This window comes from Pantoea sp. PA1, assembly GCF_056856975.1.
Genome location: NZ_JBXGEE010000001.1, coordinates 820,936 through 844,074, shown reverse-complemented (window position 1 = coordinate 844,074; position 23,139 = coordinate 820,936). Strand labels below are relative to the sequence as shown.

The 23,139-nt window shown below is 53.0% G+C and carries 19 protein-coding genes; 1 reads left to right on the top strand and 18 read right to left on the bottom strand.

Annotation, left to right across the window (positions count from 1 at the left end; translation table 11 throughout):
• Positions 1-2 precede the first annotated feature (2 nt).
• The 6 genes from AC1V0D_RS04235 to dgcN all read right to left on the bottom strand — a co-directional run bounded on the left by AC1V0D_RS04235 (position 3) and on the right by dgcN (position 7,319).
• Positions 3-887: an ABC transporter permease subunit gene (locus tag AC1V0D_RS04235; protein WP_482907022.1), complete on the bottom strand. Its 885-nt coding sequence runs from the start codon at positions 885-887 to the stop codon at positions 3-5.
• Entirely contained in the window at positions 884-1,816 is a 933-nt protein-coding gene (locus AC1V0D_RS04230; protein WP_009090709.1) for an ABC transporter permease, read from the bottom strand. Before AC1V0D_RS04230 ends, AC1V0D_RS04235 begins: the two co-directional genes overlap by 4 nt.
• An 83-nt stretch (positions 1,817-1,899) precedes the next feature.
• Entirely contained in the window at positions 1,900-3,441 is a 1,542-nt protein-coding gene (locus AC1V0D_RS04225; RefSeq protein WP_476639848.1) for a glutathione ABC transporter substrate-binding protein, read from the bottom strand.
• 22 nt (positions 3,442-3,463) lie between these two features.
• The gene (locus tag AC1V0D_RS04220) at positions 3,464-5,329 is read right to left on the bottom strand and encodes an ABC transporter ATP-binding protein (RefSeq protein ID WP_482907021.1); all 1,866 of its coding nucleotides are present in this window, start codon (positions 5,327-5,329) and stop codon (positions 3,464-3,466) included.
• A 15-nt stretch (positions 5,330-5,344) separates the two neighbouring features.
• On the bottom strand, positions 5,345-6,310 hold the full coding sequence (dgcA, locus tag AC1V0D_RS04215) for an N-acetyl-D-Glu racemase DgcA (RefSeq protein ID WP_482907020.1): 966 nt from the start codon (positions 6,308-6,310) through the stop codon (positions 5,345-5,347).
• A gap of 1 nt (position 6,311) precedes the next feature.
• Positions 6,312-7,319, bottom strand: coding sequence for an N-acetyltransferase DgcN (gene dgcN, locus AC1V0D_RS04210; protein WP_140925104.1), 1,008 nt, complete (start codon positions 7,317-7,319; stop codon positions 6,312-6,314).
• Between the two features lie 196 nt (positions 7,320-7,515).
• Between dgcN and AC1V0D_RS04205 the strand changes: the two genes are divergently transcribed.
• On the top strand, positions 7,516-7,746 hold the full coding sequence (locus tag AC1V0D_RS04205; protein ID WP_482907019.1) for a hypothetical protein: 231 nt from the start codon (positions 7,516-7,518) through the stop codon (positions 7,744-7,746).
• A 178-nt stretch (positions 7,747-7,924) separates the two neighbouring features.
• Here the strand turns inward: AC1V0D_RS04205 and AC1V0D_RS04200 are convergent, their stop codons facing one another.
• From AC1V0D_RS04200 to AC1V0D_RS04145, 12 genes are all read right to left on the bottom strand, one after another.
• Positions 7,925-8,311 (bottom strand): hypothetical protein, encoded by a 387-nt coding sequence (locus AC1V0D_RS04200; RefSeq protein ID WP_482907018.1) that lies wholly within the window; start codon positions 8,309-8,311, stop codon positions 7,925-7,927.
• Positions 8,308-12,678 (bottom strand): RHS repeat-associated core domain-containing protein, encoded by a 4,371-nt coding sequence (locus AC1V0D_RS04195; RefSeq protein ID WP_482907017.1) that lies wholly within the window; start codon positions 12,676-12,678, stop codon positions 8,308-8,310. Before AC1V0D_RS04195 ends, AC1V0D_RS04200 begins: the two co-directional genes overlap by 4 nt.
• Before the next feature lie 3 nt (positions 12,679-12,681).
• Complete coding sequence (locus tag AC1V0D_RS04190) at positions 12,682-13,122, bottom strand: DcrB-related protein (protein ID WP_140925093.1); 441 nt, start codon at positions 13,120-13,122, stop codon at positions 12,682-12,684.
• Between the two features lie 14 nt (positions 13,123-13,136).
• Positions 13,137-13,985, bottom strand: coding sequence for a hypothetical protein (locus AC1V0D_RS04185; protein ID WP_482907016.1), 849 nt, complete (start codon positions 13,983-13,985; stop codon positions 13,137-13,139).
• Positions 13,986-14,056: 71 nt separating this feature from the next.
• On the bottom strand, positions 14,057-14,767 hold the full coding sequence (locus AC1V0D_RS04180; protein ID WP_482907015.1) for a hypothetical protein: 711 nt from the start codon (positions 14,765-14,767) through the stop codon (positions 14,057-14,059).
• Positions 14,768-14,917: 150 nt separating this feature from the next.
• Positions 14,918-15,280 (bottom strand): hypothetical protein, encoded by a 363-nt coding sequence (locus AC1V0D_RS04175; protein WP_140923100.1) that lies wholly within the window; start codon positions 15,278-15,280, stop codon positions 14,918-14,920.
• 332 nt (positions 15,281-15,612) lie between these two features.
• Positions 15,613-16,392, bottom strand: coding sequence for a hypothetical protein (locus tag AC1V0D_RS04170; protein ID WP_482907014.1), 780 nt, complete (start codon positions 16,390-16,392; stop codon positions 15,613-15,615).
• 108 nt (positions 16,393-16,500) lie between these two features.
• A complete protein-coding gene (locus AC1V0D_RS04165; protein ID WP_482907013.1) occupies positions 16,501-18,432 on the bottom strand; it encodes a type VI secretion system Vgr family protein in 1,932 nt (643 codons plus the stop codon).
• 519 nt (positions 18,433-18,951) lie between these two features.
• Positions 18,952-19,389, bottom strand: a complete 438-nt coding sequence (locus AC1V0D_RS04160; RefSeq protein WP_482907012.1) for a hypothetical protein — start codon at positions 19,387-19,389, stop codon at positions 18,952-18,954.
• 525 nt (positions 19,390-19,914) lie between these two features.
• On the bottom strand, positions 19,915-21,006 hold the full coding sequence (gene tri1 / locus AC1V0D_RS04155; protein ID WP_307745055.1) for an ADP-ribosylarginine hydrolase Tri1: 1,092 nt from the start codon (positions 21,004-21,006) through the stop codon (positions 19,915-19,917).
• Positions 21,003-22,340, bottom strand: coding sequence for a PAAR domain-containing protein (locus AC1V0D_RS04150; protein ID WP_307745054.1), 1,338 nt, complete (start codon positions 22,338-22,340; stop codon positions 21,003-21,005). Before AC1V0D_RS04150 ends, tri1 begins: the two co-directional genes overlap by 4 nt.
• Positions 22,341-22,343: 3 nt before the next feature.
• Complete coding sequence (locus AC1V0D_RS04145; RefSeq protein ID WP_482907011.1) at positions 22,344-23,138, bottom strand: DcrB-related protein; 795 nt, start codon at positions 23,136-23,138, stop codon at positions 22,344-22,346.
• Position 23,139 lies beyond the last annotated feature (1 nt).

The window sequence follows — 23,139 nt, the reverse complement described above, 5'->3', positions numbered from 1 at the left end:
TGTCAGCCCTTGAGTTTGGGATCGAGGGTGTCGCGCAGCGCATCCCCAAGCAGGTTAAAGGCCAGCACGGTCAGAAAGATCGCCAGCCCCGGAAAGACGCTCATATGCCAGGCCCCGGCCATCATCATGCTGCGGCTCATCGCCAGAATATTGCCCCATTCAGGCACGTCAGGTTCCGGGCCCAGTCCGATAAAGCTCAGGCCCGCCGCCGTGAGAATACTGGTGCCAATGCGCATAGTGAAATAGACAATCACGCTGGAGAGCGTGCCGGGCAGAATATGCCGCAGAATAATCACCCGGTCTGGCGCACCGGCGCAGCGCACCGCCTCAACATACGCCGCCTGTCGCAGTGAAAGCGTCGAAGCACGCACGATACGGGCAAAGACCGGTACGCTGAACACCGCGACCGCGATGATGACATTGTTCAGGCCCGTTCCCAGCAGCGCCACCACCGCGATGGCCAGCAGCATGCCGGGAAAGGCGAACAGCACGTCGGCGCCGCGCATAATCAGCATATCGATCCAGCGGCCATAGTAGCCGGCCAGTAAACCCAGTATCACCCCGACGATCATGCCCAGCGTGACCGACAGCACCCCGACATAGAGCGAGATGCGGGCACCGTAAATAATCCGGCTCAGCAGGTCACGCCCCAGCTCGTCGGTCCCCATCCAGTGGGCGGCCGTCGGCGGCGACGATAACGCCATCCAGTCCGGTGCCATCGGGTCCCAGGGGGCCAGCCAGGGCGCAAAGAGGGCGACTACGATCAGCAGCAGCACAAATCCGCCCGACACCAGCGCCAGGGGATTACGCACAAAGGCGTGCAGGAAGTCGCGCCAGGGTGAACGAATGATCTGTGGCGGGTTTTCAGTCAGTGATGACGAACTCATCTCGGCTCCTGTCGCAAACGAATGGCCGGATTGACGACTGCATAGAGCAGATCGACCAGCAGGTTAATCACGATAAATTCAAACACGAACAGCATCACCAGCGCCTGAATGACCGGCTGGTCCTGCGCCTTGATCGACTCAATCAGTAACCAGCCCAGACCAGGCCAGTTGAAGACGCTCTCCACGACGATAGAGCCCCCCAGCAGAAAACCGAACTGCAGGCCCAGCATGGTGATCACCGGGATGAGTGCGTTGCGCATCACATGTTTCCACGTCACCAGCCGTTTTCGCAGCCCTTTCGCTTTTGCGGTGCGCACGTAATCTTCCTGCGCCACCTCAAGAAAGGCCGAACGGGTAAAGCGCGCCATCACGGCCGCCACCGACGACCCCAGGGTGATGGCAGGCAGGACAATATCGCTGGCCCTGTTAAAGCCGCTGACCGAAAAGAGCCCAAACGGCATCGCGACGAACTGGATCAGCAGCAGCCCCAGCCAGAAGGCGGGCATGGAGATGCCGCCGACGGCCACGCTCATCAATGTCCAGTCCTGCCATTTCCCCCGTTTCAGCGCCGCCAGAACGCCGAAGAGCAGGCCGAGGATCACGGACCAGGTAAACCCTGCGAGGGCGAGCCACAGTGTCGGCATGAATCCCTGCGCGATCACCTGCCGCACCGGTTGCTGCGTGCGGTAGGTGATGCCGAGATCGCCCTGCAGCAGGCTGCCGACCCAGTGGAGATACTGCTGCGGCAGCGGATCGTTCAGCCCGAGATGCTGACGTGCCGCCTCTACCGCCTCGATGGGCGCATCCGGTCCGGCATAGATGCGCGCCGGATCGCCCGGCAGCAGCTTGATAAAACCGAAAACCAGCAGCGAGACCACCAGCAAAACCGGGATCATCTCGAGCAATCGGCGAAGGATATATGCAAACATGCGATTCCCTGAAACAGAGGTGCGACGGGCCTTTCCACGCCCTTCTCCCGCATGGGGTCAGGGGCGTGGGGGAAGAAATCGTCTTATTTAAAGGACGCCTGAGTGAATATGAAATTGCCATCAGGCAGCATTGAAACGCCGCTCAGGTTGCTGCGCTTGCCCACCAGGTTGTCTGGCGTGCCAAGAAAGGCTACCGGTGCCGCTTTCCATAGCGCCGTCTGGGCCTGCGCATAGGCGATGCCACGCTTCGCCGCATCGGCCGTCACCAGCCCGGCGGCGATCGCTTTGTCCACTTCCGGGTTGCTGAAGTAGGAGACATTATAGGAGGTCGGCACCCAGGACTCGGTGGCAAACAGCGGGCGCAGCGCCCAGTCCGCATCGCCGGTAGAGGTCGACCAGCCGCCATAATAGAGGTCAAACTCCGCCATTTTCGGATCCTTTACGCCCCACAATTTCGCATTGCGCGTTCCCGAATCCATCGGGGTAACCGTGGCACGAATCCCCACCGCAGCCAGCTGTGCCTTCAGCACCTGACCGGCTCGCACGGCGGCCGTGGCATTGGTTACCCAGAGCTTGAGATCCAGCCCCTGCGGATAGCCTGCCGCTTTCAGCAGGGCTTTGGCCTTATCGGGTGCATAGTGGTAATCGGGATCGGTTTGTTTCTGATAGAACTGCACCCCTTCCGGCATAGCCGAGGTGGCCGGTTTGCCCAGACCGGCAAAGGCCACTTTCAGCCACAGATTACGGTCAATCGCATAGTTGATAGCCTGACGCACGCGAACATCCGCCAGCGGCTTGTGCTGCGTGTTCATCGCCATGTAATAGAGATAGATGCTCGGGTCGCGCTGCACCGACAGATGGCTGTCCTGCTGCACCGCCGCAATGAGGTCGGACGGCAGTGGCCAGATGGCATCCACCTGCCCCGATTTTAAAGCCGCAACGCGTGTCGCATCTTCCGGACTTGGCGAGAAGATCACCTGGTCGACTTTCGGCCACCCCGCCTGCCAGTAACCCGCATACTTCGCCATCGTCACGGCTTTGCCCGGTTTCCAGTCGACAAATTTAAACGGACCGGTTCCTACCGGATGCAGCCGGAGCTGGGCTTCGTCCGGGTATTGCTTCAGGATCGCCGGGCTCCACATCACCGCCGAGGGGTGCGCCAGCGTGTTAATAAAAGCCCCGAACGACTGATTCAGGTCGATTCTGACCTGGTCAGGTGCCAGCACCGTCACCCTGTCGATCATTTTGTAGAGGCTGTTGCGCTTCAGCCCTTTTTTCTGGTCAGCCAGACGATCGAGGTTGGCTTTGACGGCTTCCGCATCAAAAGGGGTGCCATCCTGGAAGGTGACGCCCTTGCGCAGCGTCAGGGTAAATTCGGTCGCGCTCTCATTGGCGGTATAACCGGTCGCCAGCCAGGGTTGCAGCTTCATCTGCGGATCAAACTGGAACAGGCGTTCAAAGATACCGCTCTGTACGGAGTAGCTGATGTTATCCGAGGTGTCGTGCGGGTCCAGCCCCGTGATATCGGCATACATGGAGATACGCAGATCCTGCGCCTGCGCAGCAGAGACCAGCATCGTCGTCAGGGCGAAGGCGAGTGAGGTACGGCGAAAAATGGGTTTCATGAAATCTCCTGGTCGTTGAGGATTATCGCAATGCAATGCCGTCAGCGACCCAGTGCAGAGGCGCAACCTGTCGATAACGGGGCTTAGTGACCGTTTCGCCCACCTTACGTAACGGCGAAGGGATCTCGCTGTCATCGACAAGGCGGGGCTGACGGTTCTCAGGATCGGCTACCGGCACGGAGGCCAGCAGACGCTGGGTATAGGGGTGCTGCGGGTGATTAAATACCGACTGGCGCGGTCCCAGCTCCACAATCTGGCCGAGGTACATCACCGCCACGCGATTCGCAATGCGCTCTACCACTGCCATATCGTGAGAGATAAAGATCCACGCCACGCCGGTCTGCTGCTGGAGGTCCATCATCAGATTGACCACCTGCGCCTGAATTGAGACGTCGAGGGCTGAGACCGCCTCGTCGGCGATAATGACTTTCGGCTTCAGTGCCATGGCGCGGGCGATGGCAATCCGCTGACGCTGCCCGCCCGAAAATTCGTGCGGATAGCGACGCGCATGCTCCGGCAGCAGGCCGACGCTCTTCAGTAACGCATCGATCTGCGGCGAAGCCTCCTCCAGCGATTTCACGATGCCGTGCAGGAGCAACGGCTCGGCGATGGTAAAGCCCACGGTCAGGCGGGGATTCAGTGAGGCGTAGGGATCCTGAAAGACCATCTGAATTTCACGGCGGAGCGGCTGGAATGCCGCCTCTTTCAGGTCAGAGATCTCTCTTCCCTCAAAGTGAATGCTTTCGGCCTCACTGCTGATGAGCCGCATCAGTGCGCGTCCGGTGGTCGATTTGCCGCAGCCGCTTTCACCCACGATGGCCAGGGTTTCACCGGGCCACAGCGTGAAATCAATCTGCTCCACTGCATGCACATGGTGCGTCAGGCTCGATAAGATGCCGCTGCGGATCGGGTAATAGACTTTCAACCCGCGCACATCGAGCAGCGGCGCCACGTCGTAACGCGCGGTCTGCTGTTCGCGTTGCACCGCGTCGCGGGCACCCGGCAGAGGAAAACGTTGCGGCCAGTTGTGCTCCCGCATATCACCGAGTCTGGGCACGGCTGCCAGTAATGCTCTGGTATAAGCGTGCTGCGGAGCGGCAAAAATCTCAGAGACGGTGCCCTGCTCGATGACTTCGCCGCGCAGCATCACCACTACCCGATCGGCGATTTCTGCCACCACGCCCATATCATGAGTGATAAACAGCACCGCCATCTGTTTCTCGCGTTGCAGTTCCCGCAGGATATGCAGAATACGCTCCTGCACGGTGACATCCAGCGCGGTGGTCGGCTCGTCGGCGATCAGGAGCTGCGGGTCACAGGCCAGCGCCTGCGCAATCATGACACGTTGCCGCATGCCGCCGGACAGCGAGTGCGGATAGCTTTTCATGACGCGATCCACATCGGCGATACGCACCTGTCGCAGCAGTTCACGCACGCGCGCCTGCGCCTCTTTTCTGCTGCACTGCTGGTGATCGCGTAACGCTTCGGTCAGCTGGTCATCAATGCGCAGCACCGGATTCAGCGAGGTCATGGGCTCCTGAAAGATCATCGCCATTTCACGGCCCCGCAACGTGCGACGCTGATTCTCATCCAGCGTTTCCAGCGCATGCACGTTTCCACTGCGATCGCGAAACTGCATGCTGCCGCGATCGACACGGCCGCCGTTTGCCAGTAAGCCCATCACGGCCAGCGACGTGACAGATTTACCGGAGCCGCTTTCGCCTACCACGGCGACAATCTCACCCGGATTGATGGCAAAACTGATCCCCCTGAGTGCCTGATTCTCACCGCTGCGTCCCCGAAACGAGACGCTGAGATCCTGAATCGCCAGCACGGGAGAGGCAGAGGCTGTGCGCGCTGCAGAAGAGGTAAGTCGTGTGTCCGTCATCGTCGCCTCGCAAAGTTATAGCCAGATGCGGCCCTGGGAGTAGCTCAAAAAAGGAGAACTGTCGGCGGCCAGCCAGATGGGGCCATCCAGGTCGATGAACTCCGCATTGACCGCGACGGGTAAGGCGGCCTCCATCGCCAGTGACGAACCCAGCATGCAGCCAACCATAATGCGCATATTCTGCGCCCGGGCCGCCTCCACCATCGCCAGCGCTTCGGTCAGGCCCCCGCACTTGTCGAGTTTGATGTTGACCATCTCGTAACGATCGCGCAGTTCCGCAATATCCGCCCGCGTATGACAACTCTCATCGGCACAGACCGGGATGGGATGCTTAAAGCGTTGCAGGTCATGATCCTGTCCGGCGGGCAGCGGTTGCTCGACCATCGCGATGCTGAAGGCCTTCAGTGCCACCAGCAGGCTCTCCAGGTCCAGCCCCGACCAGGCTTCATTGGCATCGATAATGAGCGTGGCGCGCGGTGCCGCCGCACGGATCGAGGCCACCTTTTCCAGAACCGCATCACGGTCGAGCTTAATTTTGAGCAGGATGGCCCCGCGTGAGACGGCCTCTGCCGCTGCGAGCGCCATATTTTCCTGCGTGTCGAGGCTGAGGGTTTCGGCCGTTACCACCGACGGTGGCTGAGGGCACTGGCTCTTCTGCCACAGCGTCTGATGCGTCCGTGCGGCGTCGAGTCGCCATAGCGCACAGTCCAGCACGTTGCGCGCGGCGCCTGCGGGTAAGCGCTGTTGCAGATCGTCATGGCTCAAGCCCGCCTCCACCTCAGCACGCACGGCTTCAAGCATCGCCTGCACGCTTTCGGGCGTCTCACCGTAGCGGGCCGTCGGAGTGCATTCGCCCTGCCCGATGAACCCGTTTTGCTCCAGGGTGACCCGGATGACCGTCACGACGGTCCGGGTTCCACGAGAGATGGCAAAGGGGCGCGCCAGCGGCAATGCCACCACATCGATCTGCAATGTTCTCATTTCAGCCACGCTCCTGAAGCAGCGCGGCGATCCCGTCGATACCAAAACGCACAGGATCGGTTGCCGGCAGGCCAAACTCAGCGGTGATTTCAGCGCAATACGCGAGCGCCTCTTCTTCGCTGTAATTTGAGGTGTTAATCGCAAAGCCTGCGAGCTGCACCGACTCACTGGTCACCTGCGCGGCGCGCAGATTGGCTTCAACGCACTCCTTCAGGCTGACCATCGGCTGGTGGGGCAAATGACGCATATGCGGGCGTCCCATTTCATGACACATGACCAGCCAGTGCGGTTGAGCGCCGTGCATCAGCCCCATACTCACACCCGCATAAGAGGGATGGAACAGTGAGCCCTGCCCCTCGACGATGTCCCAGTGGTCCGCGTCATTCGCGGGTGACAGCGCTTCTGCCGCGCCGGCAATAAAATCCGCGATGACCGCATCCACAGCAATGCCCTCACCCGCAACCAGAATGCCGGTCTGGCCCGTGGCGCGAAAATCGGCTTTCATCCCGCGAGCACGCATCGCCGCTTCCAGCGCCAGGGAGGTGTACATCTTGCCCACTGAGCAGTCCGTGCCCACTGTCAGGATGCGCTTACCTGAACGCTTCTTACCGCTGCCAACATTGAGCACCGGACGCATATGACGCAGGTCAAAAAGCTCAACACCCGAAGCCTGCGCAAGCGCGACCAGTTCCGGTTCGTCCACCAGACGGTGATGCAGACCACTGGCCACATTCATGCCTGCTTTGATGGCACTTTTAATGGTTTCCAGCCAGTGCGCAGGCAGATAGCCCCCTGCGTTGGCGGTACCCAGCACCAGCGTTTTTGCGCCACGCGCTTTGGCACCGGGAATATCCAGTTCATCCAGACCCAGACTGACTGTGCAGCCCGGCAGTTTGATTTCGCCAACGCACTGCTCCGGCCGCCAGATATGAATACCGCGCGCCGTTTTTGCCGCAAGGGGATCGGTCACATCGCCAAGAAAGAGTAAATAGGGTTGTGGAATTAGCATGTTGTCTCTCGTTTCAGCCAAAAGATCAGGTTCTGAAACCACTATTTCATGCGGTCTGAAAGGTGACGAATGCTTGTTTAGCAGGAGGGTATAACGGCAGGTTATAGTCAGAGGTAATTGCGATGATACGGGGATTTTTCCGGCGGAAGTGAGCGTCAGAGGGACTTAAACCGGGAGGGGGTCATAGGAAAAGAAGATGTTTGGGGAGGTGGGGTATGGCCAAGGGGAAGAAATGGTTTACCCAGCACTTAATTCCACTGGTATATTTGAAAATTCGAACTCCAAAAATATACCTCGCCAGCCTTTGGAGTTAGTGAAATCACAAAAAAACCAGCTCATTGCTAGTATTTTTCTTTTCTATAAATTTATTGGGAAGACGGTAAATAATCCAGAAAGATATATTCCAAAGATAAAGAGTATATTTTGAAAAATGACGTCGCAATGAAGATCTTATTTAACCCTCTAAGTTCAGCTGTTTGCTTAAATAATCGAATAATACGTGTTAATGATGTAGGCCACTTTACTAACAGCATTAAATCTAAACTATATCATTGCTAACCATATAAAAATGCCGGAAGAACCTTTTGATCCTATCCGGCCTAAACTCATGGGCGTACAATTCCTAACTTATCCCTCTCCCACTTTAATTCATCCTCACTCTTTATTCTAAGCTTAATAATTAATACACCAAGTACTTTTGTTTTATCTTCGCCAAAGTAAAGATCAAAACCAAATTTTTTATCACATCCGCTTAGTATATATACATGCTCATCCTCAACATCATTAAGCATATTTTTGAGTTCGGAATACCCAATAATATCAGCGCCATTCTTCCTGACATTTTCGATATGAATTTCCATTTCTTCAAGCGTTCTTTTCTTGAGCTTTTTTATAAGAATTAAATTACTGGCATCTGCAAGATCAATATAATCTCGCAGTATTTTTGGCGCCAATGCATCTAAAATTAATTTCTCATTACTATTTTCAATCATGGCAAAAATACCTCTATGTCTCCGCTCCGAGGTCCTCTTAGAAGGACTTCCTGCTCATAGTATCTATCTGGTGACCAGGCCCATGACCAACCAGCACCTTCTGGAGGAGCGCCAGTCTTGACCCTCAAAACCACACCGTCTTCTTTGGCAAATTTTCTTGCAATATCAGGATCTCTGGTCCATGAAGTAAACGGACTATTTGCGGAGACTTCGCCTAGATTATGTTCATCTTCAGTAATATTTGATTTGGGATTGCCTGGGGCGACATGCCCCCTGAGAGCATTGGCTTCATCTGGATGTCCGCGGTATATCCCTCGATATAAATACTCACCTTCGATATGTGGTGGCAACGGTTTAGTTGGTCTGGCACTTGAGCACTTACTCAACCCCCAAGGATCCACCCAACCCAGCGCATTCGGCGCATACTGGTAAAGGTTGATCCCGCCCGCAAGCCCTATCGGGTCCTGCTGGGTAAACCGTCCGCTGTCCGGATCATAATATCGAAACAGATTGTAGTGCAGTCCGGTTTCACGATCCAGGTACTGGCCCTGCATACGCAGGTTCTGCTGCACGGCAGGCAGCCGCTGGCTGGACTCGCGCAGCAGTTTGCCCCACGCGCTGTTGATCCCTTCCCAGGCTTTTTGCCCTTCCGCGTCAGTCAGCAGCTCCGGCATTCCGTTGGCTGCATTATGGAACCAGTAAACCTCCGGGCTTTCCACGCCATCAATACGCGCCAGCGGTTCATAGCTCTGGCTGTCACTATAAACGTAGGTCAGCGGAGTGCCGTCGTGGATTTCCTGCAGCAGCCGGTAACCTTCCCACACGAAGCGCGTCGTGACGGCGTTGCCAGAAGGTCTCCCCTGTAACAGCTGCTGGCTGGTTTTACTGATGCGACGTCCCAGCGGATCGTAACGGAAACTCACCTTTGTGCGCGGCTTGTTACGGTCCCGCGGCTCGCTGATCACCTCCGTCAGGCGATGCTCACCATCGTAGCGATATCGCCAGCGGGTCTGGCCGTCATCTTTCTCTGTGGTGCGGCCATGAATGTCATACTGCCAGCGGATACCGTTCAGTCCGGTGACGCGGTTATGCATGACATGAGCGGCACTATGGCGATCCAGCGGGTTGCCTGCGCCATCCCAGCGCCACTGTTCATTACCCGGCTGCGCACCGTCCTGTGACAACAGCCGGCCGGCGTTATCGTAGTGCCATAACGTCTGGCTGAACGGATTATCGTCACGCTCTTCGCGGATCAGGTTGTTACCGTAATCGAAGTCGCGCCGGCGGGACCAGATGCGCGGCGCAGGTCGCTGTGCTTCACCCCTGAACACGTCACAGCGGCGCAGTCTGCCTAAGCGGTCATACTCGCTACGCATTGTCAGGCCGCCCTGTGTGCGGCTCAGTTCCCGATGCAGCGTGTCACGGGTAAATTCCGTGACCGGCAGGTTGTCCAGTGCGATGCTCAGCAAATGGCCGCTACCGTAATAAAGCTGCTTCAGGTTGCGACCATCCGGCAGGGTTAAGGCCGTGCAGTTACCCAGCGCGTCATACGCCCACGCCAGTTCGCCCTGCTCCCCCTGTTCAGCAACGATGCGGCCCAGCGCATCATATTTAAAGGTAATCTCCTGCTCAGCCTGCTGGCTCCACTCGGTGTCAGACAGCGGCAGATGCTGCGACACTTTATCGAGCTGGCCGACACCGCTGTAGTGATAGCGCGTCTGACCCTCCGGCGTGGTTCGCGCCAGCAGTTGCCCCGCGCGGCTCCAGTGGTAATGATGGGTGATGGCCTGAGGATGGCCGGCGGCAAAGGTACGTGATACGGTGCGGCCCGCCGCGTCATAGTCGTATCGCGTGGCAACACCATCCAGCCCCACCTGGGCCAGCAACAGAGAGTCTGCGCCCCATTCGAACTGGTACTGCTCACCGTTCTCGTTTTTTAACGCCGTGAGGCGGCCACGGCTGTCCCAGCTTCGCTGAACCGTCTCGCCCTGTGCGTTGCGGTTGGCGATCAGTCGTCCGACATTGTCGTAACGGAATTCACTGCGGTTGCCATCCGCCGACTCATGGGCCAGCGGCAGGCCGTTTTCACTCCAGTGCAGTCGCTCTTCCCAGCCCTCTGCGCGCTCCAGCTGGAGAGGACGGCCTGCGGCGTCATAGTGATAACGGGTTTCTTCACCATCCGGCGCGGTGACAGAGCTGAGCCAGCCCAGAGGATGATAACGGTAGCGCGTTGTCAGCCCTGAACAGTCGGTTTCACGGATAACCTGTCCGGCATCGTTAAACTCCCGGCGATAGCTGTTACCTGCTGCATCGATCTCCTCGACAATCAGCCCGGATTCATCCCGCTTATAGATCGTGCTTTGCCCGAGCGCATCAACGACGCGCTCAAGGCCATGATGGGGATCGTAATAGTATTTCGTCGTGGAACCATCCGCTCCGGCAACCACGGTGGGCAGCGCACGGTGTGACAGCCATTGCACCGCCTGCACACCGCCGTCAGCATCTTTCTCTTCAACGTGGTTGCCCAGATCGTCATAGGTGAAACTCACCGTGTTGCCGAGTGGATCGATGCGGCGCGTCAGGAGTTCGTTTTCATCCCACTCATAGCGCCACTTCTCGCCCCGCTCATCAATGAAACAGGTGATGAGGCCCGCGGCGTTCCAGTGGTGTTCGCGCTGCTGACCGTCATAGGTCGACACCCGCGTGATACCCGCCGCAAGATCGTAGTGCATGCGGCAGCCGTCACCGCTATTGGTGCGGTTCTCGACCACGCGCCAGTGATCCAGCTTCTGCCAGCGGTATTCACTTTCCAGCCCGCCGGGCAGCTGATGCCAGACCATCAGTCCGTCGTCGTTGTAACGGAACCGGCGGGTAACGACGCCTGCCGCATCGGTCACGCTGGCAAGCTGGCCCTGTTGGCTGTAGGTCCAGCGCGTCAGAGGCCAGTGCTGCTCGCCATCAAAATGGCTGGCTGACGTCGGCCGCCGCGGATGCTGTCTGTCCTCGTAGTGCAGCGTGACGTCAATCGCCAGCGGCGCGTCATGGATACGCACCAGACGGGCCTGTTCATCCCAGCCCGTCTCCAGCGCATTGCCGTACTCGTCGCTGAGTGACGCCAGCCGCAGCACCTGCGGATCGGCGGCCGTGCGCTGGTAAAGACGCCATACCGCACCGTCGTCATCGGCAATGGCGATATCGCCAGTCTCGCTGCGCCGCACCATCAGCCCTTCGCTGATGCTGTAGAGCACCTCTTTTTCACCGGGAACGTCAAAGCTCAGCTCGCGCCCGTTGTCGTCAAACCAGGTTGCCCGGTTGCCTTCCAGCGTCAGATAGCTGTCAAACACCGTGGCCCAGCCCTGACCGAACAGGCCTGCGCGCTGAGTCAGGCTGTTGTAGCTGCGCTGAAAACTGAGCGGGAAACGGCCGGGAAGAGAGAAATCGCGTTCGGCCTCATCATTAAGGACTTTGACGCCGGTTGCGGCATGAACCGGGAATAGCGATGAGAAGGCGGCGTTGATGGACATATCCGCCATCATGCCGCCCGCCGCACCGGCCAGCGCGCAGGGCATATTTTTCAGGATCTGGCTGGGGCGACCGCGTATGAGCGAAAGGCCAATCATCATCACCGCGAGACCCGGCACCTTGCCACTTTTGATCTCTCTGACCGTAACGGTCTCACCTCCGATGATGACATTGGGGGAAACAGCATCACTTACCGTGGCGTCACAGGTCGTTTTGTCCTTTGCTCGCACCGCAGGCTGGCCATTGATAAAAACGCTTTTTGAACCCTGAGCCAGATACTGCGGCGCACTGTGTTTTTCACAGGCCACTTTATCCTGCTCAAGCGGAGAACTCCCCGCATCGGCAGAGGCGACCGTGGGCTGCCACATAGCACTGCCGAACTGGCCCACCGCAGAGAGCAGCATGCCGCCGTAGTCCGCGAAGCTCTGCGGTGATTGCGGTTCCGGTGGCGGTGTCTCACCCGGCGTCATCATCCCGGCCGCGCGAGCGGCCATAAGACCATTCACGCGTACGTTGTCTGAACCGCTGGCGATCACCCCGGCGGGTGAAGGCGGGAATATCATGTCGCCCAGCCCCTCTGCCGCTTCAGAGATGTCGTCCGACAGGCCCGCAGCATTGGCTAACACACCGCCAATGATGCCGCTGAGCAGACAGCTGGAACCGATAGCGGCAACCCCGGCCGCCGCCATGCCGGCACCCAGTAAAGGCGCAGCCAGTGTTGCCGCCGCTCCTACCGCAGCCCCGATGACGGCATAAGCCGCCCCTTCAGCCACGACACTGGTGATATCAGCGAAAATGCTGGAGTGAATGATCTCGTCGCCCACGCGGGCCGCATGGTTATCCATAAGTTAATCTTTCCGTGGCGTATTCAGACTCAGGCTTTGTTTGAAAGCCTGCCAGCGCTGACCGTCTTCCTCATTGAATGGGCGCATTGCGGAGAGCGTAAAAATCATAAAGATGTTCGACTCAGGAACCTGTGCAGCCAGCTGTTTCTGCCACACCTGTTGTCCGTTACGGTCAAACAGGGTTTCAACTTCTGTCGCAGGTAAGGTGTTATTCACACCGGCCATCACAGGAACAAATTCACTCTGCTGAATGTGCCCCATCTGGCTGCGCAATGTGTCCCACTGACGCTGAAACTCTTTTTCTGCATCACTGCCTTCTGCAATAACACCACGACTCACCACCCACGCCAGTCCACTGGCCTCATCGCGCAGAATGTTCATGGTGTTGTCCTGCCAGGCAGCAGGAAAAAGCGCAAAAGCGCCCTCATTGAATTGGTAATGCATATCGGATGTCCGTCTTATTCATTGTTTGTGGCAGGAGAATTCAGGTCGCGATAATCACCATCAACGTTATCGGCGTTAGTGAGTATCTGCGTATTGTCACGCGCAACTTTAATATCAAAGAGTCGGTGCGAAATATCAGGGTCGCCACCGCAACTGATATCCCGATTATCTTCACGGACCGTGATGATATAGAAGTTTTTCTCACGGCTTTCATCAAGATCGTAACGCAGGCATTTATCATCGAGAGTGGTCAGGTGCCAGGTATGAATGGCTTCGGTGGCGATACCGATAGCCTGGTCAGGGCTGATTTCGCTTTGCTCTGCACCCGGGTCTGTTTTCAGCATGATGTCACTGACTTTTCCCTGAACGATATGGAACATCAACTGTTTTTTGCCCGACTGATAAACAAGCCAGTGCTGATTATCACTGTTATCTTCTTTTCCGGGTCCATAGGCTTGCTGAACCTTTTCCAGGCTGTCACCAACCATGATATTTCGGGCCGTCGGCACGCTGGCATTTCCCAAAAGAATCTCAGCCAGAATCGGGTGCATTCCCTTTCCTGCCGCCGCCGCGCTGAACAACTTAAACCCGTTATAGGTATGCTGGAAATATTTATATTGCTGATTATCAATCACTACCTCTCCAGCCAGATCGGAGCTCAGTGCCTCGCCTGCGCGTACAAAGCTTTCGTCACTCCACATATCGCCGGGCGTGAAAACATAGTCATTAAGCAGAACCGAAAAATCCCCCTCGTTAAGAGCAGGAGCAGGCGACTCCGTGCCGGATTCAGCCCTGACAATGCAGGATAAAAAGAGAAGAACAGGCACGATTATAAATCTGGTTAAAAAGCGATTCTCAATCATTATATTTTATCGTAGTGGATAATAAAAAAATGAATTAATGTTCAGGCAGGGATTAAAGAGACCTTTAACTTTTACTCCCATTTACCACGTTGATCCAAAAGTATTTTATCCCCTTGTGTTACTTTTAACGCAAGCGGATTAAATCTCACAACATAATCCACACTGCCATTACTGAAAATCATCCCGTCAGCCCTGTCTGAGTTAACTGACTGCGTGGTTTTACCTGAGAGAGTGATTTGCTTTCCATCTTTATTTCTGAGGCCTGAGTATTTTACTTTATCACATATGGTATAAAAATCTCCGCAACCGTTTAATAGCGTAACGGTAAATTCAGGTGTTGAAAAAACCTTTACATCCGGCTTTAACTCTCCATCATTAACTTCTTTATCGAGCGTGTAAGTTTCTGGAGCGTAGAAATCGCCACTCTCAGGCTCTTTAATTAACCTCCATAAAATTTTATTATTTTTAATTTCTAAACTTGCCTTACCCTTTACTCCACCAAAAGAAGAGTCAAAATCAACTAAAGCATTAGTTCCATTTGCAATGCCTTGAACATTCATTGCATCATCTTCAGGGCAATCTATTTTGTTACCGTTTCGGGTAACATAACAATACCTCCCTGTTATATTATTATGATCCTGCTTTAGCTTTAAAGTTAAAGTAGAAAAGAGTGATCCGTCATCATTTTTTTCTTGCCCACTCCAATGACCGGTAAAGCTATCAGAAGCAAACAAGGGCAATGAGGAGATTGACAGCAAAACCGCTAAACCCGCCTTAAGCATTCAATTAACCTTTACTTTGCAGGTCATTATTGACCCTGTTATTTCAGCTGTTGAGAACATTTCAATACCAACGCGATTGTAAATGTCACCACAAATTTTCATCCATAATGCAGTGACTCTCATTACCATTTCGGTTAAAAAGTGCAATGCCTATTTTTGGGCATCATAATCAGGTGCAATACCATACTTTGTTTCAACCAGCCTGTCTTTTTTAACCCAGCCATCAACCTGATTCCCGTCATCAGAAACATACATTACACTGTAATATTCTCCATATTCAACATAAGCATATAACTCATTACCAGGAACAACAAAAACGTCTTTTTCTATACATTTTTCATTGGGAGCAGAATAAAAGTGCAACCTGCCTTTTCCGCCGACCTTATAGACATTATCGGTATTGTCAAAACGAACACCTCTATTGTTAGCTTCGTTGCTCAAAATGTGGCAGAACTCATTGGCAAATAGTGCCGGAGGACATAAAAAGGCAATCAACAATAGAAATTTAAACATATCCCCCCTGACATGCCTGATAAAACATCCATATCAAAATAATAAAATATAATTTTATCCTGTATGAAATGTCATGCATTGTTACTTTCAGTCATTTGAATTGAGCGTCATCATAATATGGCTGAATTTTTACTATCCAGCTGAAAAGAGATATGTCTTTCATCCGCATCATAATTTAACCAGTGCTGATTATCACTGTCAACGACCGTACCCTGACCACATTTACTGACCAACACATTCTGACTATGATCGGGTCCAGCCTTGCTGAAAAATGATGGATGAAAATCACGAATAGTGGTGCAGAAGTCAGCAACCACTACGCGATAATACGTTTATTTGGGGTTACTCTCCCACTTCCCGTCTTCAGATAATACAATCTTATTATTAACAACAACAGTAAGATTACTAATCACATTGTTGATAATATAGACCGCGTCATGATTTCGGAATTTATAACTCAGTACAGGACAGGTTGCTTGACCACAATCACTTTTCGTGGCTTTCCCTTTTAATCTGACAATTGCCCCATCTGATTTCCTGACTCCCTCGTAACTAACATCATTACACTCCGTACCCTCAGCACAGAGCGACATTATTTTAATTCTGAACTTTGCGGTCTCGAAAAACTTCTCACTACTATTTTGAAGTTCTTTTTGGACTTTATCGGGAATAATTAACTGTTCTTTACCAAAACGTTTTGCCCAGTTCGCAATGTCTTCCTGCATTTTGCTATTTGTACGATCATTGCTCACATAATGTGTTTTATTATCTTCAGGCAGAATCCATGCAGCATAGACTTTACCGTCAGGCTGTATCACAAAAGCCGATGCCTGAACCAGATAAAGATCTTTTAACCAGCCCTCGACGAATATCCCACCATTCACTGTTTTATGGGGTTCGCCAAAAACATCAAAATTCTGGCTGAAGTCACTGTAATCATCACCCAAAACAGTTTTTAAACTGGAAATAACTTTCTGATCGTTGAAGATAGTTGAAACACTACTGAGGCTATTATATTGAGCATAAGACGCCCGGGTATCCGATGCTGTAGCAATACCTGATGAGCCACATGTAAAAAAACCTAAAAAAAGCAATCTAATAAATAAATTCATTTATTTACCTGAAATAATCTTAAAATTCGGTAACCTCCTGGTCATAGCGTCTGGTGGAGCCATCTGAGTAATATCTCCACCAGTAATATGAGCCCATTTTTCACCGTTCTACTTCGGCGGGAAAAGGTTTTCTACGGCCTGGCTGATGTTCTGTTTATGACCTGAACCCGGGGCGCTTGTGCCCGGTTTAGCGCCATCTGTGTTCAGATTCAGTTTGCCGCCGGATGTGGTGATATGCCCGTCGCCCTGCACGAAAATATTGAATCCCTTGCCGACGATATTTATCTGGCCATTCGCGTTAAGTTCGATAGCGCTCTCTCCGCATTCCAGGCGAAGTTGAGTGCCCGATCCCACTACATAGGTATCGACTACCGCATCGAGTTTGCCCTTACCGGTCAGCTGCTCTTCGCCACCTTTTACACCGTGGACACGGTTGGTTTCGACACGGTAAAGCTCATTGCCACCTGCGTAATGGCTGTGATTATTAGCGACTGAATGGCTGGCGTCATTTTTAACATGGGTATCCATGTTCTTCTGCGCCTGGATCCAGAGGTGCTCCTCACCCGCCTTGTCCTCAAACCTCAGCGCGTTCGCGGTGTCCGCCGTGCCGTCCTTCGACCGGCTCAGGAACCCCATCTGCGTCGCCGCCGCCGGCAGCGCCCACGGCGGCATGCTCGCCTCGTTGTACACCCGACCAATGATCAGCGGACGGTCCGGGTCGCCGTTGATGAAGTCCACCACCACCTCGTCGTTCACGCGCGGGATCTGCACCCCGCCGAAGCCCTGGCCCGCCCACGCGCTCGACACGCGCACCCAGCAGGAGCTGGTGTCGTCACCCTTCGCCAGACGGTCCCAGTGAAACTTCACCTTCACCCGCCCGTAGCGGTCCGTCCAGATGGACTCCCCCTTCGGCCCCACCACCTTCGCCGTCTGCGGGCCGTGGGTCTTAGGCCACGGCGTCTCCGGCGGCGTGCGCCACGTCACCGACGACGGCAGCACCGTGAAGTCAATGTTGTGCCGGCTCTCCCCGCCGTCGCCGCTGGCGTAGGGGTTCTCGGCGAAGTCATAGCTCGCCGAGGTCACCAGGTATTCGCCGTTGTCGCTGAAGTGCGGCGCGTTGAGGACCGAGAAGGTGTACCCCGGCGCGATGCCGGTGGCCGTTCCCGACCCGCTGACGCGGTGGTGCTCCGCCTGCCACACCTCCTGACGGATGCGCGCGTAGGACTCGCCGTGGCTGTGGTCCACAAAGTGCCCCGGCCAGTCGTAGACGTCCACCGCGCCCGGCACCGGCGACGCCGGGTTCTGCCGCGCCTGCAGCATCCACGCGTTCGGCTTGCGGAAGTCGTAGTCGTCGGTGCTGTACATCCCCGGCGTCACGCTCTCCGACAGCGACCACTGGCTGATGCCCTCCTCCGTCACCACGCCACCGGACGGCGTGACGTGGTAGGCGATGGTCTCATAGCCCGGAAACGCCTGGTGCTGGTCCGGCGCGTCGCACAGCACCAGCGTGTGTTTGTCCGCCTCGTGGCGGAAGAAGTAGTACATCCCCTCCAGCTCCATCAGGCGGCTGATGAAGTCCAGGCTGCTCTCCTGATACTGCACGCAGTACTCCCACACCCGGTAGCTGCCCGCCAGCCGCGTCTCGACGCTCACCCCGTACTCCTTCAGCAGCGTCTGCACTATCTGCGGCACCGTCTGGCTCTGGAAGATGCGCAGGTTGCGGTCCCGCTTCATCGGCCACAGGTCCGGCTCCACCGTCAGTTCATAGCACGCGTAGCGCGTGCCGCTCAGCTCCTGGCTGCGCACCGCCACCCGGGTGATTTTACCGTTGAGGTAGCGCGGGCTCAGCGCGCTCATCAGGCCGTCGGTGGGCAGCGTGAACGTCACCGGCTGGCCCAGCAGGGCGTGACGGTCGATGCGCGCGTCGGTGGAGAGCAGCTCGGCGGTGAGCACAAACGGGTGCGACAGCGCCTCGGTGCCCTTCAGCGTGTGGAACAGCAGGCCGTCCGCCGGCAGCTGTGCGGTAATGCGTGAGTACATAGTCTTTTTTCCGTACAGACAAAACTGACGATAGGGCAAGTCAGCTAGGTGGATGGGTTCTGAATTTATGGTCAGGACGCGCGCCGGTGCTGAACAACTCAATGGCGCCGGTAAGTTGCTCGCGACAGCTGAGTTTCCAGAACCGCAGACTACCGACCGGCAGAAGGATGGTGATGCGATAAATACATAGTGATTACCCGGACTGACAAGCATCGGTGAATTAAGCGGCTATTGCTGCCTGTCAGATAAGCGTCTTTTACTGTTGCAATGCATCATATGGCGAATTAAGTTTCCACTGATGCTGTTCCGGTTGTACTCTTTCAGATAAGTGCATCGTGAGAACACGGCGCCACCGGAAGTGTGCGTTTCAGGGTTAATACATCCGCAAAACTAGCCTTATCCGATGGTTTACCATAAAGACGTTAGAAAAACGCTGCTGGATCTGTTAGTCAGAAAAACCCGACGTAAGAGGAAAATCATATCCTGTACTGATAATCATAGCCTGTCCCCCTTCCTAATCTAATTCGCAAGCCAGATTCCGTAATAAATGACTATAGAGCCAAAAGTAAGAATGATTTTTAAAAAAATGAACAGCCAGGGTGCCAGCTTGCTGGTTATCGGTGAAAACTTCCTGTAATTATCAGCGTTATACTTCTTGTGGAAGTCCATGATAGTGCCAAACATATTGCACAATGCAACAAGTATATACCTCATACCCCATACAAACAGTAATGACACCCCTAACTCCTCCATTAAATCCCCCGCCGCGTCCCTGGTAAAACCTGGAATTATCGCTGCCAATGCTTTAAGAACGAAGCCTAAAGCAATAATGGCGATAAAAACCCCGATAAAAGCTTTCCCTATACGGACCAGGGTTCTTTTCCCATAGGAAATCTTACTACTCCAGATAAAATATGCAGTCACTAAAAAGAAAAACAAAAATACTATGTTTTCCATGATATTGTCATCCCTGTTAAAAATAGATCAATTATCAGAAAATGTTTATATAGCACCTCACTGACTTTAAACGCGTAGAGTAGCAAGCCGTCAACTGGCAGCATTACAGTAATGCGTGAACACATGCTTTTTTGTACAGAAAGAACTGATTGTGAGGTGGGTCAGTGAAAGTTAAATGATATTTACTTAAAGCATCTTATGGTCATAAGAAATAAATTCCGGGAGTAAACCACCTTTCAAAACCAGTGCCTGCATAAAAGGGTAATATTGATTAACATAATCGACAGGATAATTTTTGTAATTAATATCCATTCTGGATACCGGACAGGAAACTTAGGCGAAGGTTGACTTTTAAATGGCTTTAATCAAAAAACACACATCACATATCACTTTGCTGCTAAAAATTTTCATTGAGCCTAATTATTGAACATTCAATCCGATGCATTTATGCTATGCGAGAAAAAATTTCATTTGAACGCCAGGTTTTGTTAAAAAAAATCCCATATCTGATATGGGATTTTATCATCAATCTTTTTCTTCCGGTGCAAGCTGAAACAACTCTTCTGCCATCGAAAGAATTCTGTCTTTATCGACTATTTTATTAACCCATTCCTGAGGAATACCTGACAGTCCATACAATGCACCCGCTAGCTGGCCTGCGGTTGCTGCCACGCTGTCAGCATCATCAGCAAGATTTGCCGCCAGCAAAATGGCATCTTTAAAATTGTCTGTATGCCAGACGGCCCATAATGCTGCCTCAAGGGTGTCGATGACATAACCAGAGGAACGGATTTGATCACGATGCTTTTCTTTATATTCACCGGCATTGATGATCAATACACGTAATGTTGATCCCATAAGATGAGGAGCAAAGCTCTCACTCTTACTGTAACCATTTAAGATGTAATGAAGCATGACATTAAAAAAGCGACAGCTATCTATAGACTCTGCGGCACAATGTGTAGCCTCACTCTGTAGTATCGCATCTCGCCAACCGTCAATAAACGATTTCCTTCTGAAAATAGCAGTAGGTGCATGGCGAATTAATGCTGCATTCCCTGCAGTTTCAGGAGAAGTATTCCCCATCCAGGTTGCTCCATGAAGGACAAACTGCTCAAGTGCATAGCGCGTTGTATTACCTATATCAAAGCATATGCCGTTAGAACTATTTGTCCCATTCTTATACCAGTTGAGTAGCTTTTGTCGGAACAATGTAATATCACATTTATTGCTTTCAATATAAGTTTCAGCGAGACACAGCGCCATCGAAGTGTCATCAGTCCACTCACCGGGTTTAAGAGAGAAAGGTCCCCCGCCAACCATGTCATCAACGCGAGCTTTATCTCTTGGCATAAATTCTAGCGTTGTGCCTATAGCGTCTCCAACCGCCAACCCCATTAAAGCGCCCTGACATTTATCTAATGCCTGTTCATCAGTAATTTTCTGAGGTAGAGATTTCGCCCATTCTGGCTTGAGAGCGTCCTCAGGTTTAGCGCGTAAAGGTTTTTGTTCATAAGACATCCTATTCATCAACTGCCGTGATGCCTGGGGTATTAAATGAGCGTAACGTCTGGCATAAATGAAAAGCGCATCATCATCAGCCCTAAGATCAATCATAAAAACTCCTTATAAATCAATGTAATGCTCCCGCCATCATCAATTCTTTCGATAACTTTAAATTGTGTGTCTGGAGGGTATAAAACTTCGGCTTCAAGAGGATACTCTGACAAAAATGCTACGTCTCTCCCGGAAGCACCATTAACTTTAATCAATATGTTACCTTTAAATGGTTCAGTGGAGGATGTACTCATAAATGCACCATCTGAAACAATGTTACCAGGCTGATTTTTAGCAAGTACTTCTTCAGGGAGGGAATTTATTCCTCGATATGAAGGTCCTTTATAAGGAGGGAGCTTAGAAAGGCCATCCTTAGCATGTGCGGCAAAGGCTTCTAATTCTGGAGTTAATGGAGTTTGACCTCTTAATGCTGGATTTAATGCTGTGTAACCCTCATTCGTGGTATAGCCATATAAAGCTCCCACTTGATCATCCGTTAGCATTGCAGATTTCACCGCATTATTGCTCAGTGCTCTTGCACGTCCTGCTGCAATCCATTCATCCGCCTGGGCCTTTCCAACAGCCTCAGATAAAGGCATTTTCGGAACAACAGGCTCAGCTACAACTTCAGGTACAACCTCAACGTTCTCGCCCGTTTTGACAGCACGCCAGGCATCAAACTTCATGCCCCCTTTACCACCAAATGCTCCACCGACAAAACTGCCTGCCAGCATAGACCATTTTTGTCCGTCAGAGTCTTCCCCGAACAGCCTGCCACCGACCCAGCTACCAGCGTAACCGCCGCCCATTGCGCCTGCTAATCCTAGCAGCGCAATAGCAGGAGAAGCCAGCACCGCAACAGCTGCAGTACCGACTCCCATCATCACCCAGTTTACCCAGCCAGGGATTTCGGGGTTGATATCGTCAGTCTGAAGTTTACCTCCGCCAATAAACACATTGGTAGAACCGCCAGAGATCTCCGCACTGCAGGTCAAACGGTCTCCAATACGGGCAGCAGGAAAGTTGTTAATAAAAACCTTATCTGAACCTTCAGCAACACGTTGCGATGAGCCGCTGTGCTCACCGCAGTCGCCTTTAGACAAATGTGCCCGTATTGCTGCTCTGCTATTAGTGAAAACATTCGGCGATCCGGATAACAGCTTGCCTGTGTTATGCCGCGGAGCCCATGACATGCTTCCAAGCACTTCACCCACGCCCCCGGCAGCACAGGCACCGGCTGCTGCCGCTGATACTGCAACCAGAGCTGCTCCACCAGTAACAACCACGGCTGCTGCACCTAATATCGCCCCCCCTACTAAACCGGCGATCATCCAGCCTTTAGAAGCCGTATGGGCTATCTCGTCCTGCTCTCTGGCAGCATTGAATTCAGCCATGATTTATACATCTCCTTGCCTCTGAAGAAACGCAAGGATTTGTTGTTCGCTGGAGAGTTCTGCCGGTCCTTTCAATCCTTTTACCATACCAAGAATATTTCTCAGTGATGCTGTTTTTCTATTAGGTGCTGTCCACAAGGCATAGCGTAAGGGCTCTTCATTGTTTAATGCGGCGATACGCAGTGGGCTTCCTGCCGAGTCAAAGAATAAATAACTGCCATTCAATGCTCTTTTCAAATCAACATTCTGATAGAGTAATGTCACCGTTTCATGTGCGGTAAGCACTTTAGTATCGTTATCAAAAGAAAAGAAAATTCCCGATGCATCAGCGGCTATAGGTTCTGGCTCATGAAGAGAATCTAAAGGATTAAATTTTATACTGCTAATAATATTCTGATATTGCCTGTCATAGTAATCATTGAAAGTTCCAGGGCACGTTCCAATATAGCAGACTATTTTTTTACCCCCGACGTCATCATCTAATAAAACAATGGATTGCTTTTGCCATATCTCAATACCGTCATTTTCAAAATGATAGAAAAGCTCAGCCGCAGGCAGATTATCTATCTGGACAAGTTGTGATGTCACGCTTACAAAAGCGGGAACAGTGACACTCATCTCATTTATAATTCTCGCAGCCACTTTTTGCACAGTATCGTCATGGAAAGCAGATGCACGAGACACCACAAAGGTAAATTCACTCGCATTATTTTCGCTGAGTGTAAACAGATTCATTGTTCTGTCTTTAAATACGTCCGGCAACTCAATTGATGCTTCCTGAAGAGTATAGGTGGTCATT

Bases quoted from the DNA above. Each gene is read 5' to 3' on its own strand.
- AC1V0D_RS04230 (WP_009090709.1), bottom strand. From the start codon at position 1,816: ATGTTTGCATATATCCTTCGCCGATTGCTCGAGATGATCCCGGTTTTG.
- AC1V0D_RS04205 (WP_482907019.1), top strand. From the start codon at position 7,516: ATGTTTGGGGAGGTGGGGTATGGCCAAGGGGAAGAAATGGTTTACCCA.
- AC1V0D_RS04185 (WP_482907016.1), bottom strand. From the start codon at position 13,985: ATGATTGAGAATCGCTTTTTAACCAGATTTATAATCGTGCCTGTTCTT.
- dgcN (WP_140925104.1), bottom strand. From the start codon at position 7,319: ATGCTAATTCCACAACCCTATTTACTCTTTCTTGGCGATGTGACCGAT.
- AC1V0D_RS04160 (WP_482907012.1), bottom strand. From the start codon at position 19,389: ATGGAAAACATAGTATTTTTGTTTTTCTTTTTAGTGACTGCATATTTT.
- AC1V0D_RS04190 (WP_140925093.1), bottom strand. From the start codon at position 13,122: ATGCATTACCAATTCAATGAGGGCGCTTTTGCGCTTTTTCCTGCTGCC.
- AC1V0D_RS04180 (WP_482907015.1), bottom strand. From the start codon at position 14,767: ATGCTTAAGGCGGGTTTAGCGGTTTTGCTGTCAATCTCCTCATTGCCC.
- AC1V0D_RS04165 (WP_482907013.1), bottom strand. From the start codon at position 18,432: ATGTACTCACGCATTACCGCACAGCTGCCGGCGGACGGCCTGCTGTTC.
- AC1V0D_RS04175 (WP_140923100.1), bottom strand. From the start codon at position 15,280: ATGTTTAAATTTCTATTGTTGATTGCCTTTTTATGTCCTCCGGCACTA.
- tri1 (WP_307745055.1), bottom strand. From the start codon at position 21,006: ATGATTGATCTTAGGGCTGATGATGATGCGCTTTTCATTTATGCCAGA.
- AC1V0D_RS04220 (WP_482907021.1), bottom strand. From the start codon at position 5,329: ATGACGGACACACGACTTACCTCTTCTGCAGCGCGCACAGCCTCTGCC.
- AC1V0D_RS04225 (WP_476639848.1), bottom strand. From the start codon at position 3,441: ATGAAACCCATTTTTCGCCGTACCTCACTCGCCTTCGCCCTGACGACG.
- dgcA (WP_482907020.1), bottom strand. From the start codon at position 6,310: ATGAGAACATTGCAGATCGATGTGGTGGCATTGCCGCTGGCGCGCCCC.
- AC1V0D_RS04235 (WP_482907022.1), bottom strand. From the start codon at position 887: ATGAGTTCGTCATCACTGACTGAAAACCCGCCACAGATCATTCGTTCA.
- AC1V0D_RS04200 (WP_482907018.1), bottom strand. From the start codon at position 8,311: ATGATTGAAAATAGTAATGAGAAATTAATTTTAGATGCATTGGCGCCA.
- AC1V0D_RS04170 (WP_482907014.1), bottom strand. From the start codon at position 16,392: ATGAATTTATTTATTAGATTGCTTTTTTTAGGTTTTTTTACATGTGGC.
- AC1V0D_RS04145 (WP_482907011.1), bottom strand. From the start codon at position 23,138: ATGACCACCTATACTCTTCAGGAAGCATCAATTGAGTTGCCGGACGTA.
- AC1V0D_RS04150 (WP_307745054.1), bottom strand. From the start codon at position 22,340: ATGGCTGAATTCAATGCTGCCAGAGAGCAGGACGAGATAGCCCATACG.
- AC1V0D_RS04195 (WP_482907017.1), bottom strand. From the start codon at position 12,678: ATGGATAACCATGCGGCCCGCGTGGGCGACGAGATCATTCACTCCAGC.